The sequence below is a fragment of the Photorhabdus noenieputensis genome (assembly GCF_018448935.1).
GTDB classification, from domain to species: domain Bacteria; phylum Pseudomonadota; class Gammaproteobacteria; order Enterobacterales; family Enterobacteriaceae; genus Photorhabdus; species Photorhabdus noenieputensis.
In genome coordinates, this window is the sequence record NZ_RCWC01000005.1 from 44,305 (window position 1) to 60,136 (window position 15,832).

Consider the following 15,832-nt stretch of genomic DNA (forward strand, 5'->3'; position numbering starts at 1 on the left):
CAATGGTTCAACGTGTTAATTGACCATATCACGGCCGTTTTTTCCTCTTTGCGTGGGTCACAGAAATGCAGTATAGAAACTGCTCTGCACCAGACCCACGATGAAAACCAAATAACCATTTTCGTCATGTGTTCGGATCAAGCATGGTACGGCCACGATGGTTATCAGCTCAGTACTCCAGAGCAGAGTACAACAGGTTTTGATGATGTAAGTGACAGAAGTGACCATAATGTATCGTTAGGAAAACAGTAAGACATCAAGGGTATAGTTTTTATTCTAAGTTTTATGAATAAGTTTTTGCGCTAAATCATAATTCATCACAAGAAGTAGGTGCTATGATTAGTATAATTTAACCCTATTGAGGAATTTTTTCTCTTTGAAAATCGATTCAGATAACTTAATCAGGGTTGATTCCCTTAAATGATCTTCTATTTGATAAAACTATTTAGATCATAATAATTTAATAAAGTTATTATTAAAACACCTCACCTTCATTGATATATATTGGTTACGCTATGAAAGCAAAAAATTCAAAAGAATTTCTCCATGATGTCATAGAATGGGACATATATAATTGGAGCCATTCCTTAAAATATTGGCAAGATCACTCTGGATTAGAATTAAAATCAGCTAATATTCTAGAACTAGGTAGTAGAAATGGTGGATTATCATTATGGGCAGCATTGAATGGAGCCAATGTCTTATGCACTGATTTAGATGGCCCTACGCCAACAGCACAGGAGAAACATAAGCATTATCATATAGAAAAGAGCATTCAATATGATAAATTAAACGCATCGGATATTAAATATAAGAACCATTTTGACATTGTTATGTTTAAATCAGTATTAGGTGCTGTCGGTTATAATTTCAATAAAACAGCACAAAAAGAGGCTATTAATCAGATCTTTCATTCATTAAAAGAAGGGGGTGAACTTTGGTTTGCAGAAAATCTGGTTGCATCACCATTGCATAAATTTCTCAGGAAAAATTATGTTAATTGGGGAAATACCTGGGGCTATGTTACCACCAGGGAAATGACAGATTATCTGTCAGCATTTTCAAGTGTTAATTATACAACATTAGGCTTCCTTGCCACGCTTGGTAGGAATGAATTTCAAAGAAAATTTTTAGGGGTGTTAGATAATAAAGTTCTAAATAAAGTCATTCCTAAACATTGGCACTATATTATAATAGGTGTAGCAAAAAAATAATTTATAGAAGATTTAATAAGTTAAACGTGCAAAATCATATTTCCACATTCAACATGTGAAAATATGATAGTGATTATTAATATCCAGATTTCGATAAATCAAATCCCATCACCGTACTCAAAGCCATGATTGATACCATTAAAATGTTGGTTCATATCCAATGATGGCTTTTCGCTTTCAGGTTTACCGACAATACGGGCAGGCACCCCAGCGGCTGTTGTGTGTGGTGGAACAGATCGAAGTACAACTGAACCTGCGCCAATTTTAGCCCCACGACCAATTTCGATATTGCCTAGTATTGTCGAACCTGCGCCAATCATCACCCCTTCCCTGACTTTCGGATGACGATCACCCCCTGTTTTACCCGTACCGCCGAGAGTGACGGATTGCAGGATAGAAACGTCATTTTCCACTACTGCCGTTTCACCAATCACAATGCCTGTAGCATGATCAAGCATAATGCCACACCCAATCTTTGCTGCCGGATGAATATCAACGCCAAAAGACATCGAGATTTGGTTTTGCAGATAAATAGCCAATGCTTTACGCCCTTCTCCCCAAATCCAATGGGCAATACGATAAGCCTGTAGAGCATGAAATCCTTTAAGATACAGCAGAGGGGTTGAATATTTATCTACGGCGGGATCACGTAGACGTACTGCTATGATGTCGCGGGCAGCAGAGACAATCATCTTTTGATCTGAACTATAAGCCTCTTCTACAATCTCTCTAACCGCAATAGCCGGCATAATCGGCGTAGCCAGCTTATTAGCCAGCATATAACTTAGGGCACTACGAAGATTTTCATGCTTGAGTAATGTTGCATGAAAAAAACTGGCCAACATCGGTTCACATTCAGCCAGCGCTCTCGCCTCTGTTTTTATGTTCTTCCAAACTTCGTCCAATTCCTCTAGCGACATATTTTTTACTCTCACATCTAGAACCTATCTCATTAGATTTTTATTTAAGAGCGCACATTATCGCTCTCATCCTTTCTGGCTCTTCCTAATAATGCCTGAGCAGCTTCTTTCACATTTTTATTGCAATAGAGTATCTGGTAGATTTGTTCTGCAATCGGCATTTCTACATTGGCACGATTAGCCAACGCACGTACTTCTTTGGTATTACGGTAACCTTCAACAACCTGCCCAATCTGATTCTGGGCGTCTTCGACACTAATTCCCTGCCCCAGCATCATGCCAAAACGACGGTTACGTGATTGGTTATCAGTACAAGTTAAGACCAAATCACCCAATCCCGCCATGCCCATAAAGGTTGAAGGATCAGCACCAAGCGCTGTACCAAGGCGACTCATTTCCGCCAATCCACGAGTGATCAAGGCAGTACGAGCATTAGCGCCAAAATCCATACCATCAGATATTCCCGCACCAATGGCAATCACGTTTTTTACGGCACCACCGAGTTGAACGCCAATAAAATCAGGATTTTTATAAACCCGGAAGCTTTTACCACAGTGGAATAATTGCTGAAGTTCATCGCCAAAAGCAGGTTCCGTCGCGGAAATAGCAATCGCAGTGGGCAAACCAGCCGCTAACTCTTTAGCAAATGTTGGCCCAGAGAGCACCGCTAGCGGTATCGCATCGCCTAATATCTCACGGGCCACATCCTGTAATAACCGACCAGTATCCGCTTCCAAGCCTTTAGTTGCCCAGACAATACGTGAATCAGCCCGTAGATGTGGTTTTAGCCGCTTTAACACTTCACCAAACACATGGCTAGGTACCACAACAAGAATATCGCGACTCGCTGTTAGTGCTTTTATGAGGTCTGTTCCAAGCAATAAACTATCAGGAAAGGAAACATCCGGCAGAAATTCCTGATTACAACGCGCCTGTTGCAATGCCCTAACATGTTCTGGATTATGCCCCCAAAGTACAACATTATGACCATTACGAGCCAACGTAATAGCCAATGAGGTGCCGTATGAACCGGCACCGATAACTGTCATAGAAACAGTACTATTCATTAAGCTTCCTGTTCAGTTTGTTCACCACCCTGAGACTGTTCCGCCTGCTGTTGCAGGTAGTTCATGAACAGGGCATCAAAGTTTACTGGAGCCAGATTGAGTTGTGGGAAAGTACCACGACTAACCAAGTTAGTGATGCATTCACGAGCATATGGGAACAGGATATTCGGACAGTATGCACCCAAGCAGTGAGCTAGCTGAGTTCCTTCAATACCATCAATAGAGAAAATACCCCCTTGCTGTACTTCACACAGGAATGCCGTCTCTTCTCCCAAAGTTGCTGTTACAGTCACACGCAGAACAACTTCATAAACCCCTTGAGCCAACTCACTGGAAGCTGTATCCAGATCCAGTTTTACTTCCGGCTGCCATTCCTGCTGAAACACTTGTGGAGCGTTTGGTGCTTCAAAAGAGATATCTTTGGTGTAGATACGTTGGATCTGGAAAGCCATTTCTGTATTGCTTTGTTCTGACATAATAATTGTTACCTTTAGATGTCCTTATTAAATTTTTTATGTGAATGTCTCCATTCACGCCCAAAATGATTACTTTTTACCACGCGCCAATGGCAAGTTTTCACCTGTCCAACCCGCCAAGCCCTCTTTCAAGGAGCATACGCGTTCAAAACCGGCACGAATAAGATTCTCTGCCGGAGTACGAGATTCAGTACCATTCGCAGAAACAACAATTACAGGCTGCTTTTTATGTTTTTCCAACTCAGCAAAATTGTTGTCTTTAATTTCAGAGGGAGTCAGGTTTACTGCACCAATAATATGCCCTTTGCGGAAATCTTCACGGGAACGTAAATCCACGACGATGGCTTCTTCTTTGTTGATCAGATTAATAGCTTGAGCACGAGTTATCTCTTTGGTTTTAGAGAAGAAACCTCTCGTTGTAGTCACAATAACGGCAACCAGCAGTGCAATCCAAATGAGGCTTAAGGTCATATGCTGGTTAATAAATTGCATGATTTCTTGCAGCATGGGGGCAACAACTCCCGTTGGTTAATAACAAATTTCTAAGGTTCCAGAGTATACCTTTGTGTTGCGTCAATTACAGCCAAATAGCATAAGCTCAATGCAAATTTTGCGGAGAGTTTCGAGAAAAAATAAAAATATCCTGAAAATGAAGCATTTTAAGTACATCACCAGCATTGCCCTGTCACACTCAATGCATGCAGGAATTTCAACGATAAGTAGGCTAATATGTTTATTATCATTTAATTTCGATGTTAAGACAGCATTATCTGAAAGTGTAAAAAATCAGCGCAACATCTGGTAACTATTTGTTCATCATGAAATAATCTAACGCACATAGTAGCAAGGTACATTTACAGAAATGGCTGACAACAAGGAAATACATAGCCGTAATTATCGGCGCAATCAGAACTCATGGCGGAATAATATCTGCGCCTCATTGTTCTATGTTTTCCTATTGGTTATTTTCAGCTTTAATACCTTCGCAAATCAAATTATCGCCAATAAAAATCAGCTCAAAGATCTCCAACAAAACATCGCGGAGAAAGAGAAAAGTGTGCAACAACAGCAGCAAAAACGTAGTTCTTTGCTAAATCAGCTAAAAGATCAGGAAAATACCATTTCCAAAATTGGTCAATCTCTACACAACACTCAAACTCAACTCAGTAAGCTGAATAAAGAGATTACCGCTCTAGTCTCCAACATCAAGAAACTGGAAAAACAACAAAAAGCGCAACGAGATATGCTGGCACGCCAATTGGATGCTGCATTTCGTCAAGGGCAACATCAAGGGCTTGAACTCATGTTCAGAGGAGAAGAGGGCAAGAGAGGTGAGCGCATACTCGCTTACTATAGCTACCTTAATCAAGCCCGTCAGGACACCATTGTTAAGCTTGAACAAACAGCCGTTGATTTAACTGAACAAAAAAAACTTGAGCAGCAGAAACAGGAAGAGCAAAAACAAGTTCTGACTGAGCAACAACAACAAAAGCAGCAAATGGAAGTAGCCCGCAACGCTCGGCAGAAAACCCTGACTGAGCTGGAATCCTCCTTAAAGAAAGACCAGAAAAATCTCGCTGAACTCAAACAAAATGAAACCCGTCTACGAGATAAAATCGCTAAGGCAGAACGGGAAGCGAAAGCACGTGCTGAACGAGAAGCCAGAGAAGCCGCCCGTGTCCGTGCTCAGATTGCAGCGAAACAGAAACAAGCACAGCAAAAAGGTTCCAGCTATAAACCCACTGAGGACGAGCGTGCACTGATGGCGCGTACCGGTGGCCTTGGTCGTCCGGCGGGTCAGGCAATCTGGCCTGTCCACGGTAAAGTGATACATCAGTTTGGTGAAGCGTTACAAGGCGAATTGCGCTGGAAAGGCATGGTGATTTCAGCCACAGAAGGTACGGAGGTCAAAGCGATATCCGATGGTCGGGTTTTACTGGCTGACTGGTTACAAGGCTATGGGTTGGTTGTCGTGATAGAGCATGGCAAAGGTGATATGAGTCTCTATGGCTATAATCAGAGTGCTTTGGTCAATGTCGGCCAGCAAGTTCGTGCCGGACAACCTATTGCATTGGTCGGTAACAGTGGCGGTCAGCAACAACCCGCACTCTATTTTGAAATCCGCCGTCAAGGAAGAGCGGTAAACCCACAACCGTGGCTTGGGAGATAATCAGGTGGGACAACGCAAATTAGCAAAACTCATTGGTACTACCGCCCTGTTACTTTTAAGCCTACAAACCAGTGCTGCTCGTCTGGCAATTGTTATTGATGACTTTGGCTATCGTCCTCATAACGAAAACAAAATATTGCAGATGCCTGTCGCGGTTTCTATCGCCATTCTGCCAGATTCACCGCATGGCAGAAATATGGCTGAAAAAGCCTATAAACAAGGACGGGAGATCTTAATCCACCTGCCAATGGCACCTTTAAGTAAGCAACTGCTAGAGCCGGATACTCTCCAGCCAACCATGAGCAGTGAAGAAATTGACCGCATCATCCAGCGTGCAATACAAAAAGTCCCTTATGCTGTAGGCATCAATAACCATATGGGCAGTGCTATGACTTCGAGCTTGCCGGGAATGCAAAAAGTGATGCGCTCACTGTCTCGTTATAACCTCTATTTTCTCGACAGCGTGACGATTGGCAATACTCAGGCGACAAAGGCAGCACAAGGCACGCCTGTTCGCGTTATACGCCGTAATATTTTCCTTGATGATGTGCAATCAGAAGCGGAAACTCGCCATCAGCTAAATCGTGCGATTTCCATTGCTCGTAAAAATGGTTCCGCTATTGCTATCGGTCATCCTCATTCAACAACCATTCGTGCACTACAGCAGATGCTGCCAACGCTTCCCGCTGATATTGAGTTAGTCAGCCCCAGTAGATTGTTAAGTGGCAAACCTGTTGGTGATAATCACCATAAATGGGGCAAGCTGTGTGAAATAAAAGAGGCCCCCATTACAGTTACCAGCCAAGATTATCTGACAGTTATCGGTGATACTCTGGTTGATAATCCTATTGTGAATACGGTGAGCCGATATATCCAGAAATTGGCCGGAGATAAATCTCAGGATAAAACAGAATAGAAATTCATCTTAAGAAATAGCCAATCATCTTATTATTTCTATTTATTCGATGATAGCTTGCAATATTGCTAATGCCTCAAATAGGCGCTCAAGAACTAAAAGCGCCTATTAATTTTAGTGATAACTCACTTGGTCGGTTAATCCCAATTCAGAATAACTTTACCAGACTGCCCTGAACGCATGATGTCAAAGCCTTTCTGGAAATCATCAATAGAGAACCGGTGAGTGATAATGGGTGTCAGATCCAAACCGGATTGAATCAATGTAGCCATCTTGTACCAGGTTTCAAACATTTCACGACCATAAATACCTTTAATAAACAAGCCCTTGAAAATCACCTGATTCCAATCAATTGCCATATCTGATGGAGGAATGCCCAACAGTGCAACACGGCCGCCGTGATTCATGGTATTTAATAAGGTACGAAACGCCGCCGGAGCGCCGGACATTTCTAAACCAACATCAAAACCTTCGGTCATGCCCAATTCTGCCATGACATCGGTCAGATTTTCCTGACTGACGTTCACCGCACGGGTGACACCCATTTTACGGGCCAGCTCAAGGCGATATTCGTTAACGTCGGTGATAACAACATGACGCGCACCAACATGTTTACACACTGCCGCCGCCATAATACCAATTGGACCTGCACCAGAAACCAGCACATCTTCGCCAACCAGATCAAACGAGAGCGCGGTATGAACAGCATTGCCAAATGGGTCAAAAATAGAAGCTAGCTCATCAGAGATGTTATCTGGGATTTTGAACGCATTAAATGCAGGAATAACCAGATATTGAGCAAAACAACCAGGGCGGTTTACCCCTACGCCAATGGTATTGCGGCATAAGTGAGTACGGCCACCACGACAGTTACGGCAGTAACCACAAGTAATATGCCCTTCGCCAGACACCCGATCACCAATTTTAAAACCCTTTACCTCCTGACCAATAGCCACGACTTCGCCAACATACTCATGACCAACAACCATAGGTACAGGAATGGTTTTTTGCGACCAGTCATCCCAGTTATAGATATGCACATCCGTACCACAAATCGCCGTTTTACGGATTTTGATCATCACATCATTGTGCCCCAACTCTGGCTCAGGCACATCGATCATCCAGATGCCTTCTTCCGCTTTTAACTTTGACAATGCTTTCATAGAGATGCCTTATGCAATTACATTTAATTGCTTACCAATGCGCATGAACGCCGCAACTGCGCGTTCAATTTGCTCTTCCGTATGCGCGGCTGACATTTGCGTGCGGATACGGGCCTGATTTTTAGGGACTACCGGATAGAAGAAACCGGTAACATAAATGCCTTCTTTCAGTAACTCTGCGGCAAACTCCTGTGCCAATTTTGCATCACCTAACATGACCGGAATGATCGCGTGGTCAGCCCCTGCTAAAGTGAAACCTGCTGCTGTCATTTTTTCACGGAACAGGTTAGCGTTCTTCCACAGACGATCACGCAATGCATCCCCCTCTTTCAGCATGTCCAGCACCTTAATGGATGCCGCGACAATCGCCGGTGCCAGTGAGTTAGAAAACAGATATGGACGTGAACGCTGGCGCAGCCACTCAACAACTTCTTTACGGGCCGCGGTATAGCCACCGGAAGCCCCACCCAATGCTTTACCTAGTGTGCCGGTAATGATGTCAATACGATCCATGACGTCACAATATTCATGAGTACCACGACCGTGTGCACCAACAAAACCAACCGCATGGGAATCATCCACCATGACCATTGCATCAAATTCATCAGCCAGATCACAGATAGACTTCAAATCAGCAATCACACCATCCATCGAGAACACACCATCGGTTGCAATCACAATATGGCGTGCATTATCTGCTTTCGCTTTCTCTAATTGTGCTCTCAGTTCCTGCATATCATTATTAGCATAACGATAACGCTTCGCTTTACATAAACGGACACCATCAATAATAGAAGCGTGGTTCAACGCATCAGAGATAATGGCATCTTCCGGCCCAAACAGTGTTTCAAATAAACCACCATTAGCATCAAAACAAGAAGAATAAAGAATGGCATCTTCCATACCCAAAAATTCTGCCAGTTTTCTCTCCAGCTCTTTATGAGTATCCTGAGTTCCACAAATAAAACGAACAGATGCCATACCAAAACCGTGGCTATCCATCCCCACTTTAGCAGCGGCAATAAGCTCAGAGTGATTGGCCAAACCTAAGTAGTTATTTGCGCAGAAGTTAATAACGTGGCTGCCATCGGCTACAGCAATGTCAGCATTTTGTGCAGAAGTGATGATACGTTCATTTTTGAACAATCCTTCAGAATGGGCTTGTTCTAATTGTTCGTTAATTTGCTGATAAAATGATGCTGACATTTATTTTCTCCTGATTTATAAATGAAGGGTTGTGAGATATTTTACTCATTGATCAGGCTACTGACGACACTATCAGGCAGATAATATTAACTTTGCCGTATCCGTCACGTCATGCAACCTGAATTACCATAATATTTCAGTATATTCCCCTGCTTAAGCTGCTGTCGTCATGGATGTTAGATGTTATTATAGAAGCAATTTGCTTCATTAACCCGATTGTAGAGGTGAGTCGGATGATTATTGTCACTGGCGGTGCTGGATTTATTGGTAGCAATATTGTCAAAGCACTAAATGACGAAGGATATAAAGATATTCTGGTCGTAGATAATCTGAAAGATGGTACTAAGTTCACCAATCTGGCTGACTTGGATATTGCTGATTACATGGATAAGGAAGAGTTTATTGCCAGTATTCTGGCCGGTGATGATTTCGGTGATATTGACGCTATTTTCCATGAAGGTGCTTGTTCATCCACAACCGAGTGGGATGGCAAGTATATGATGGATAATAACTATCAATATTCAAAAGAATTGCTGCACTATTGCCTCGAACGCGGCACTCCTTTCCTGTACGCCTCCTCAGCAGCAACCTATGGCGGCCGCACTGATAATTTTATCGAAGAGCGTCAATATGAGAAACCACTTAATGTTTATGGTTACTCTAAGTTTCTGTTCGACCAATACGTCCGGGAGATCCTACCTCAAGCTAATTCACAAATTTGTGGTTTCCGTTATTTCAATGTGTATGGACCACGTGAAGGGCACAAAGGTAGTATGGCGAGTGTTGCCTTTCATTTAAATAATCAAATCAATCAGGGACAAAACCCCAAATTATTCGCTGGCAGTGAAGGCTTTCAACGTGATTTTATTTATGTTGGTGATGCCGCAGCGGTTAATCTTTGGTTCTGGAAAAATGGCGTTTCCGGAATTTATAACTGTGGAACGGGTCGTGCTGAATCTTTCCAGGCGGTTGCAGATGCAGTTGTTGAATGCCATAAAGATAAATCACTGACTGTTGAGCATATTGATTTCCCTGAACATTTGAAAGGCCGTTATCAGCGTTTCACGCAAGCAGATCTGACCAAACTTCGGGCGGCGGGTTATGATAAACCATTCAAAACCGTTGCCGAAGGGGTAACGGAATATATGCATTGGCTCAATCAGGATAAGTAATCTACTCGCTATGAAAATATTGGTGATCGGCCCTTCGTGGGTGGGTGACATGATGATGTCTCAGAGCCTTTACCGGACATTAAAGGCTTTGCATCCTAATGCAGAAATTGATGTGATGGCCCCAGCCTGGTGCCGCCCGCTGCTGGATAAAATGCCGGAGGTCAATCAAGCATTAGCTATGCCGTTAGGGCATGGCGCACTGGCATTAGGCGAACGCCGTCGTTTGGGGGTCGCCCTGCGTGAACGTAAATATCATCGCGCTTATGTGCTACCAAATTCTTTCAAATCTGCCTTAGTGCCTTTCTTCGCCAATATTCCTCTACGCACCGGCTGGCGCGGTGAAATGAGATATGGATTGCTCAATGATATTCGCACATTGAATAAAGAAGCCTTCCCATTGATGGTGCAACGCTATGCTGCATTAGCTTACGATGCAAAACCCAGTAGTGCGGCAGACCTTCCTCAACCATTACTTTGGCCTCAACTAGACGTCAGTGATGAAGATATTGCTGAATCCACCGCAGCATTCAATATTTCTGATCATCGGCCTATCATCGGTTTCTGTCCCGGAGCAGAATTTGGCCCGGCAAAACGTTGGCCTCACTATCATTACGCTGCGCTAGCTCAACAGCTTATCACTCAAAAGGGCTATCAAATTCTGCTATTTGGCTCTGCCAAAGATCACGAAGGTGGAGAAGATATCCGCAAGTCACTGACGGAAGAAGCTCGTGAACACTGTATCAATCTTGCCGGACAAACCTCGCTTGAACAGGCAGTCAATATTATCGCTGCCTGTGACGCCATTGTGACCAACGATTCTGGTTTGATGCATGTCGCCGCAGCGCTTAATCGCCCTCTGGTTGCACTTTACGGCCCAAGTAGCCCCGATTTTACGCCGCCATTATCCGATAAAGCGGAAGTGCTCCGTCTTATTACTGGCTATCACAAAGTCAGAAAAGGTGACAGTGCACATGGCTATCATCAGAGCCTGATTGATATCCAACCAGAGCAAGTGATCGCTTCCCTGGAAAAATTACTACAAGCGGAGAACCAGAGTTAATGCGGGTTTTACTGGTTAAAACTTCTTCTATGGGCGACGTCCTCCACTCGCTCCCTGCACTGACTGACGCAGAAAAAAACTTACCTGACGTCCGTTTTGATTGGGTAGTAGAAGAAGGATTTGCCCAAATCCCTGGCTGGCACAGTGTTGTTGATCAAATTATTCCTGTTGCTATTCGCCGCTGGCGTAAAAACTGGTTTAGTCCAGAAATTCGTACAGAACGCCGTTTATTCAAAGAAAAATTAAAATTACATCAATATGATGCCATCATCGACGCTCAAGGGTTATTGAAAAGCGCATTTTTGGTCACTCGATTAGCTTATGGTCCTAAACATGGTTACAACCGCAAAAGTATCCGTGAGCCATTAGCAAGTTTTTTTTATGATTGCTGTCATGCAGTCAGCAAGCAACAGCACGCCGTAGAACGTATCCGGGAACTGTTTGCTGTCAGCCTGGGTTATACCAAACCGGCAGCACAGGGCGATTATGGGATTGCTCGTCATTTTCTGAATCAGCATCCAGAAAATCGGGATGATTATCTGGTTTTTCTCCATGCCACCACTCGCGATGAAAAACATTGGCCAGAAAGTCATTGGCGACAACTTATTGCTAAAATTCAGCCGACGGGCATACGAATTAAGCTCCCCTGGGGCGCAGAACATGAATACCAACGGGCGCTGAGGCTAGCGGAAAACTTCCCTCATGTGGAAGTATTACCAAAGCTGACTTTAGCACAAGTAGCCCAAGAGCTGGCTGGCGCAAAAGCGGTTGTTTCTGTTGATACTGGCCTAAGCCACCTCACTGCTGCATTAGATCGCCCTAATATCACGTTGTTTGGTCCGACAGATCCAGGACTCATTGGTGGCTATGGCAAGGAACAAATATCTTTAAAAGCGGAGGATGAGAATATCAAAAGTATTACACCATCGAAAGTATTAGCTCATCTTCAAGAGAATATTGGCTGATTAATTATTAAATCGGAGGCGTTTCTGGTAGACGCCTGATTTTTTAGTTGTTAACTTAAAACAAATAATTTGCTATAAATCATTTCCTATATTATCTATCCCGCTATTTAAGGGTTAAAATAAGCGATTTGTAATAATATATTTAAAGTCATATTTCCCCATTAATCCAACAATGACAAATATATTATTTAATTATTTTTAACGAAAATTAAATAATATCAATCCCTGCTTAAAATTTTATATTATTAATAAAGTTAACTCTCATTTTAAAATAATATATTTAATAATAAACCTAATTTAGGCAGTATTATCTGCCCAAAATTAAGTGAATCTCTATTAATGTCATTGATCATGTTAATTTTATTTTCTTAACTATGATAACCTCTTCCATTGATAATATTCAGCCAATGTCATTCCGCGAACCTGTGGCTGTAAGTAGTTAAATAGTGCCTCTAAATCCTGATAAAGTAATTCAATCTGTTGTTCATTTTTAAATGTCGGGCTACCACCAGGCATAAATTCAGATGAATGCAGCATGAATTCAACATAATCACAGCCTTCAGCTAATGTCTGTTGGACAACTTTTTTCATTTGTTCCAAATTGCCCCCCTTTGGCCTTAACCAGTTAACAGAGGGAGAACGCTGTTTACCACGTAAGCTGTCATATTTCTGTTTAAGGAAATTCATCAGCGGAGAGTGTTTATATTGAATACTCATAGGAACTTCCAGCAAAGCAGAATCACCTTTTTTAGCAATATTCTGCAAGTCCATAAAATAGGCATAAGATGGGAAGTAACGATAATCAGTTCCACCGTTACCATTAGGATCGCCTTTGGTGAAACGCCAATTAACCCGTGGTGTTACTGAACAATCGACTTGATAACCATATTCCACCAGCAATTCAGCATAATATTCATTAAATGCCCAACGACCTGCCCGATGACTTAACATTTTAACCTGTAGTTTGTCTTCCAATAACTTAGTCATGAGATCAACTTTGGCTCTAATTTGTTCTTTTGGAAATTCAATCAGATAAGGCTTATAACGCATATCATCGTCAGTAAGAGGAACAAGTGGTGGGTTATTCCAGGCATGTAAATGCATACCAATTTCCCCCTGTCCTCTGGCAATAATATCTTTGGCAAATTCAATGTATAAATCATCCATTGCCATTTCATAGTTCGTCAACCAAACTGGCTTAAAACCAAAGCGCTCACATAAACGCTGAAATCTTGGTAAATAATGAGTATTTTTTGTCGAGATCTGACCGTGATTTTGCCACAGGTCATCGCCCTCAGTATCAATAGTGATAATAAATGCAGGTCGAGTCATCAGAATATGCCCACAATAGAATAAAATGATGGCTTTATAGTACTCAGATCTATAAAATAGTGCAATTATCTTATCATACGTATAGCAGCTCTATATCTTAATTAAATTTCATACTTCATATTGTTAAATCAACAATATAGATGTTATCTCAGCTCATAATACACTTACTATTAAGCAATATATGGAAATATCAGAGAATATTATTAATTTCGGTTTCAGTGACTGTAAAGTAACAAACTTTGCTTTTCTGGGCGATAAATTTGATCCCTCTGTGGGATATTTTGATGTTTTCTTTGGCGTAACCAATGATTATTTAAAGCATGCAATAACGACTACTGCCTCAATAATTGAGAATAACAAAAACATTAGTTTTGTATATCACTTTATTTCTTCTGATGATTTATTAAATTACCAACACTCCATTCTTCAGCAAAATCAAGAATTGAATTTTTAGGTCTAAAAGATAACAATTATTTCAATTCAGGAATTCTTGTTTTTAATAATAAACCCTGGATAGAAAAGCAATTAACGAAAAGAATCATTAATTTTGTTTTGAATGATACTAGAGAGTTTGATTTTCCCGATCAAGATGCTATAAATGGTTGTTTATCCAACGAGATAAAATGTTTAGATGATAAATACGATTATCTAGTAAACTCAAATACACTAAATACAGATAAAATTGTATTCCTACATTTTGCTGGTGATAAGAAGCCCTGGTTTCCATAGTATTCAGAATTACCTTGTTCAAAACTCTACATAAAAGCCACCGCCTATTCTCCCTGGAAAAATTCACCTCATATTTTAGAAACTAAAAATATAGTACAATTAAGAGCAGCTTATAAATTTTACGCAAAAAATAAAATGATTATCCATTTTCTAAAATATTATGCAAAGTACCGATACTATAAAATGAAATTATAAATATTTTGTATCTATAAAAGCGCTGATAAAGTCATCAGTGCTTTTATTACTATATCTTTATATATCTTTATATATCTTTATATATCTTTATTAAATAATCCCAATAAATAGAAATCCAATATGTACACAATATCATAATATCTAATGGATTGAGAATATCTTATCCGTTATCGCTACGTAGATATCAGACAATGGAATATCACCTATTTTCCCATTTTTACTAATGAGTTGGGTTGCATTTTTATTTCCAGGTCCCCAAACGTCATTATTTACAAACTTACCATGAAGATCATTACCATATAATGCGATTGTATTTTTTTCATAAGCGGCTGCCACATGGACTATTGATGTATCCGGAGAGATTATTAAATCAGCATTCTTTATTATTTCCACCGCACTCAAAAAATCACCAAAGGGGTTACAGATACTCCCATTCAAATAAGAAAGGGATTTTAACTTATCAGATTTACCAATAAGAATAATATTAACTTTCCTATCCAAGCTTTTAAAATAATCAACAATGCCAATTAATTGCTCTCTGGATATATCTCTTTTCCTTTCCGCCGCAAACGGATTAATGACTACGGTAATACCACCTAATAGTCCTAATAAAAAATTATTTACTTTTTCAATCGTATCCGCTGGAATATGAATATCATACCTCATATTATATTGATTAATATCCATAGCGCTCAAAAGAAGTTTATATCTTTCTGTAATATGAGAGTTATATTCCAAATATTTAATGCTCTTACTATAGGTGTTAATATTTTCTTTATTAAATCCAATAACATATTTAGCATTAATTATTCTTATGAATAAAAGATAGATAATGGGTATCTGTTCACCCATATCAATGATCAGATCAAAGTTTTCCTTTCTTAAGGAAAATGCTAATTTTATAATAGCAAAAGTTTTTTGGGGATAAAAATATACTCTACCAATATATGGATTACTCTCAATCACACAGTAGTTTGCTTTCCCTGATAATACATGGAGCTTTATCCCTTTTTTATCCAATTCTCTAAAAACAGGCGTGGATACAATCATATCACCAATCTTATCATCATCTCGAAGAAATAAAACTTTTTTGATGTCTGATGATATAAAATTATCTCTTCTGATTTTATCGATAAATAATTTTAAAAAATCAAATCTTAGAGATTTCAAAAAGTAATTTTTTCTTCTATTTAGCTCTCTTAATTTCTGGAACTTTTTTTTCTTCATTCTTTTACCTCAACAACCAA

17 protein-coding genes and 1 pseudogene are annotated in these 15,832 nt (G+C 40.6%); 10 read left to right on the forward strand and 8 right to left on the reverse strand.

Annotation, left to right across the window (positions count from 1 at the left end; translation table 11 throughout):
- The first annotated feature begins 12 nt into the window (after positions 1 to 12).
- Together EAE91_RS05595 and EAE91_RS05600 are read left to right on the forward strand one after the other, a co-directional pair.
- Positions 13 to 252 carry a hypothetical protein gene (locus EAE91_RS05595; protein ID WP_214087624.1) on the forward strand — a complete coding sequence of 80 codons (240 nt, stop codon included), beginning with the start codon at positions 13 to 15 and terminating at the stop codon, positions 250 to 252.
- Positions 253 to 515: 263 nt separating this feature from the next.
- Positions 516 to 1,214, forward strand: a complete 699-nt coding sequence (locus EAE91_RS05600) for a class I SAM-dependent methyltransferase (RefSeq protein ID WP_214087625.1) — start codon at positions 516 to 518, stop codon at positions 1,212 to 1,214.
- A 98-nt stretch (positions 1,215 to 1,312) separates the two neighbouring features.
- Here the strand turns inward: EAE91_RS05600 and cysE are convergent, their stop codons facing one another.
- The 4 genes from cysE to EAE91_RS05620 form a co-directional block, all read right to left on the reverse strand.
- Positions 1,313 to 2,134 carry a serine O-acetyltransferase gene (gene cysE, locus EAE91_RS05605; RefSeq protein WP_214087626.1) on the reverse strand — a complete coding sequence of 274 codons (822 nt, stop codon included), beginning with the start codon at positions 2,132 to 2,134 and terminating at the stop codon, positions 1,313 to 1,315.
- A 44-nt stretch (positions 2,135 to 2,178) separates the two neighbouring features.
- The gene (gpsA, locus tag EAE91_RS05610) at positions 2,179 to 3,201 is read right to left on the reverse strand and encodes an NAD(P)H-dependent glycerol-3-phosphate dehydrogenase (RefSeq protein ID WP_214087627.1); all 1,023 of its coding nucleotides are present in this window, start codon (positions 3,199 to 3,201) and stop codon (positions 2,179 to 2,181) included.
- Positions 3,201 to 3,677, reverse strand: a complete 477-nt coding sequence (gene secB, locus EAE91_RS05615; protein ID WP_036778561.1) for a protein-export chaperone SecB — start codon at positions 3,675 to 3,677, stop codon at positions 3,201 to 3,203. The genes gpsA and secB overlap by 1 nt, the downstream gene beginning before the upstream one ends.
- 69 nt (positions 3,678 to 3,746) lie before the next feature.
- A complete protein-coding gene (locus EAE91_RS05620; protein ID WP_036778558.1) occupies positions 3,747 to 4,184 on the reverse strand; it encodes a rhodanese-like domain-containing protein in 438 nt (145 codons plus the stop codon).
- Between the two features lie 355 nt (positions 4,185 to 4,539).
- Here EAE91_RS05620 and envC point away from each other — a divergent pair, with 355 nt between their 5' ends.
- The gene (gene envC / locus EAE91_RS05625) at positions 4,540 to 5,847 is read left to right on the forward strand and encodes a murein hydrolase activator EnvC (RefSeq protein ID WP_214087628.1); all 1,308 of its coding nucleotides are present in this window, start codon (positions 4,540 to 4,542) and stop codon (positions 5,845 to 5,847) included.
- A 4-nt stretch (positions 5,848 to 5,851) separates the two neighbouring features.
- Positions 5,852 to 6,763 (forward strand): divergent polysaccharide deacetylase family protein, encoded by a 912-nt coding sequence (locus EAE91_RS05630; protein ID WP_376744733.1) that lies wholly within the window; start codon positions 5,852 to 5,854, stop codon positions 6,761 to 6,763.
- 137 nt (positions 6,764 to 6,900) lie between these two features.
- Here the strand turns inward: EAE91_RS05630 and tdh are convergent, their stop codons facing one another.
- Positions 6,901 to 7,926, reverse strand: a complete 1,026-nt coding sequence (tdh, locus tag EAE91_RS05635; protein ID WP_214087630.1) for an L-threonine 3-dehydrogenase — start codon at positions 7,924 to 7,926, stop codon at positions 6,901 to 6,903.
- A 9-nt stretch (positions 7,927 to 7,935) separates the two neighbouring features.
- Positions 7,936 to 9,132, reverse strand: coding sequence for a glycine C-acetyltransferase (locus EAE91_RS05640; protein ID WP_214087631.1), 1,197 nt, complete (start codon positions 9,130 to 9,132; stop codon positions 7,936 to 7,938).
- 233 nt (positions 9,133 to 9,365) lie between these two features.
- Between EAE91_RS05640 and rfaD the strand changes: the two genes are divergently transcribed.
- The 3 genes from rfaD to rfaC are packed head-to-tail and all read left to right on the forward strand — an operon-like array spanning position 9,366 to position 12,329.
- Complete coding sequence (rfaD, locus tag EAE91_RS05645) at positions 9,366 to 10,304, forward strand: ADP-glyceromanno-heptose 6-epimerase (protein ID WP_214087632.1); 939 nt, start codon at positions 9,366 to 9,368, stop codon at positions 10,302 to 10,304.
- Positions 10,305 to 10,314: 10 nt separating this feature from the next.
- Entirely contained in the window at positions 10,315 to 11,364 is a 1,050-nt protein-coding gene (gene rfaF, locus EAE91_RS05650; RefSeq protein ID WP_214087633.1) for an ADP-heptose--LPS heptosyltransferase RfaF, read from the forward strand.
- Positions 11,364 to 12,329 carry a lipopolysaccharide heptosyltransferase RfaC gene (rfaC, locus tag EAE91_RS05655; RefSeq protein WP_214087634.1) on the forward strand — a complete coding sequence of 322 codons (966 nt, stop codon included), beginning with the start codon at positions 11,364 to 11,366 and terminating at the stop codon, positions 12,327 to 12,329. Before rfaF ends, rfaC begins: the two co-directional genes overlap by 1 nt.
- Positions 12,330 to 12,701: 372 nt before the next feature.
- Here the strand turns inward: rfaC and EAE91_RS05660 are convergent, their stop codons facing one another.
- A complete protein-coding gene (locus tag EAE91_RS05660; protein WP_214087635.1) occupies positions 12,702 to 13,661 on the reverse strand; it encodes a polysaccharide deacetylase family protein in 960 nt (319 codons plus the stop codon).
- A gap of 181 nt (positions 13,662 to 13,842) precedes the next feature.
- On the opposite strand from EAE91_RS05660, the gene EAE91_RS05665 reads away from it, so the two are divergent.
- The 3 genes and pseudogenes from EAE91_RS05665 to EAE91_RS24915 form a co-directional block, all read left to right on the forward strand.
- Entirely contained in the window at positions 13,843 to 14,115 is a 273-nt protein-coding gene (locus EAE91_RS05665; RefSeq protein WP_214087636.1) for a hypothetical protein, read from the forward strand.
- Positions 14,103 to 14,390 carry a glycosyltransferase gene (locus tag EAE91_RS24910; RefSeq protein ID WP_376744752.1) on the forward strand — a complete coding sequence of 96 codons (288 nt, stop codon included), beginning with the start codon at positions 14,103 to 14,105 and terminating at the stop codon, positions 14,388 to 14,390. Before EAE91_RS05665 ends, EAE91_RS24910 begins: the two co-directional genes overlap by 13 nt.
- A 24-nt stretch (positions 14,391 to 14,414) precedes the next feature.
- Positions 14,415 to 14,585: pseudogene (locus tag EAE91_RS24915) on the forward strand (glycosyltransferase family 8 C-terminal domain-containing protein); the annotation flags it as partial.
- A 141-nt stretch (positions 14,586 to 14,726) separates the two neighbouring features.
- On the opposite strand, the gene EAE91_RS05680 reads toward EAE91_RS24915, so the two are convergent.
- A complete protein-coding gene (locus EAE91_RS05680; protein ID WP_214087637.1) occupies positions 14,727 to 15,812 on the reverse strand; it encodes a glycosyltransferase family 9 protein in 1,086 nt (361 codons plus the stop codon).
- Between the last annotated feature and the right edge of the window lie 20 nt (positions 15,813 to 15,832).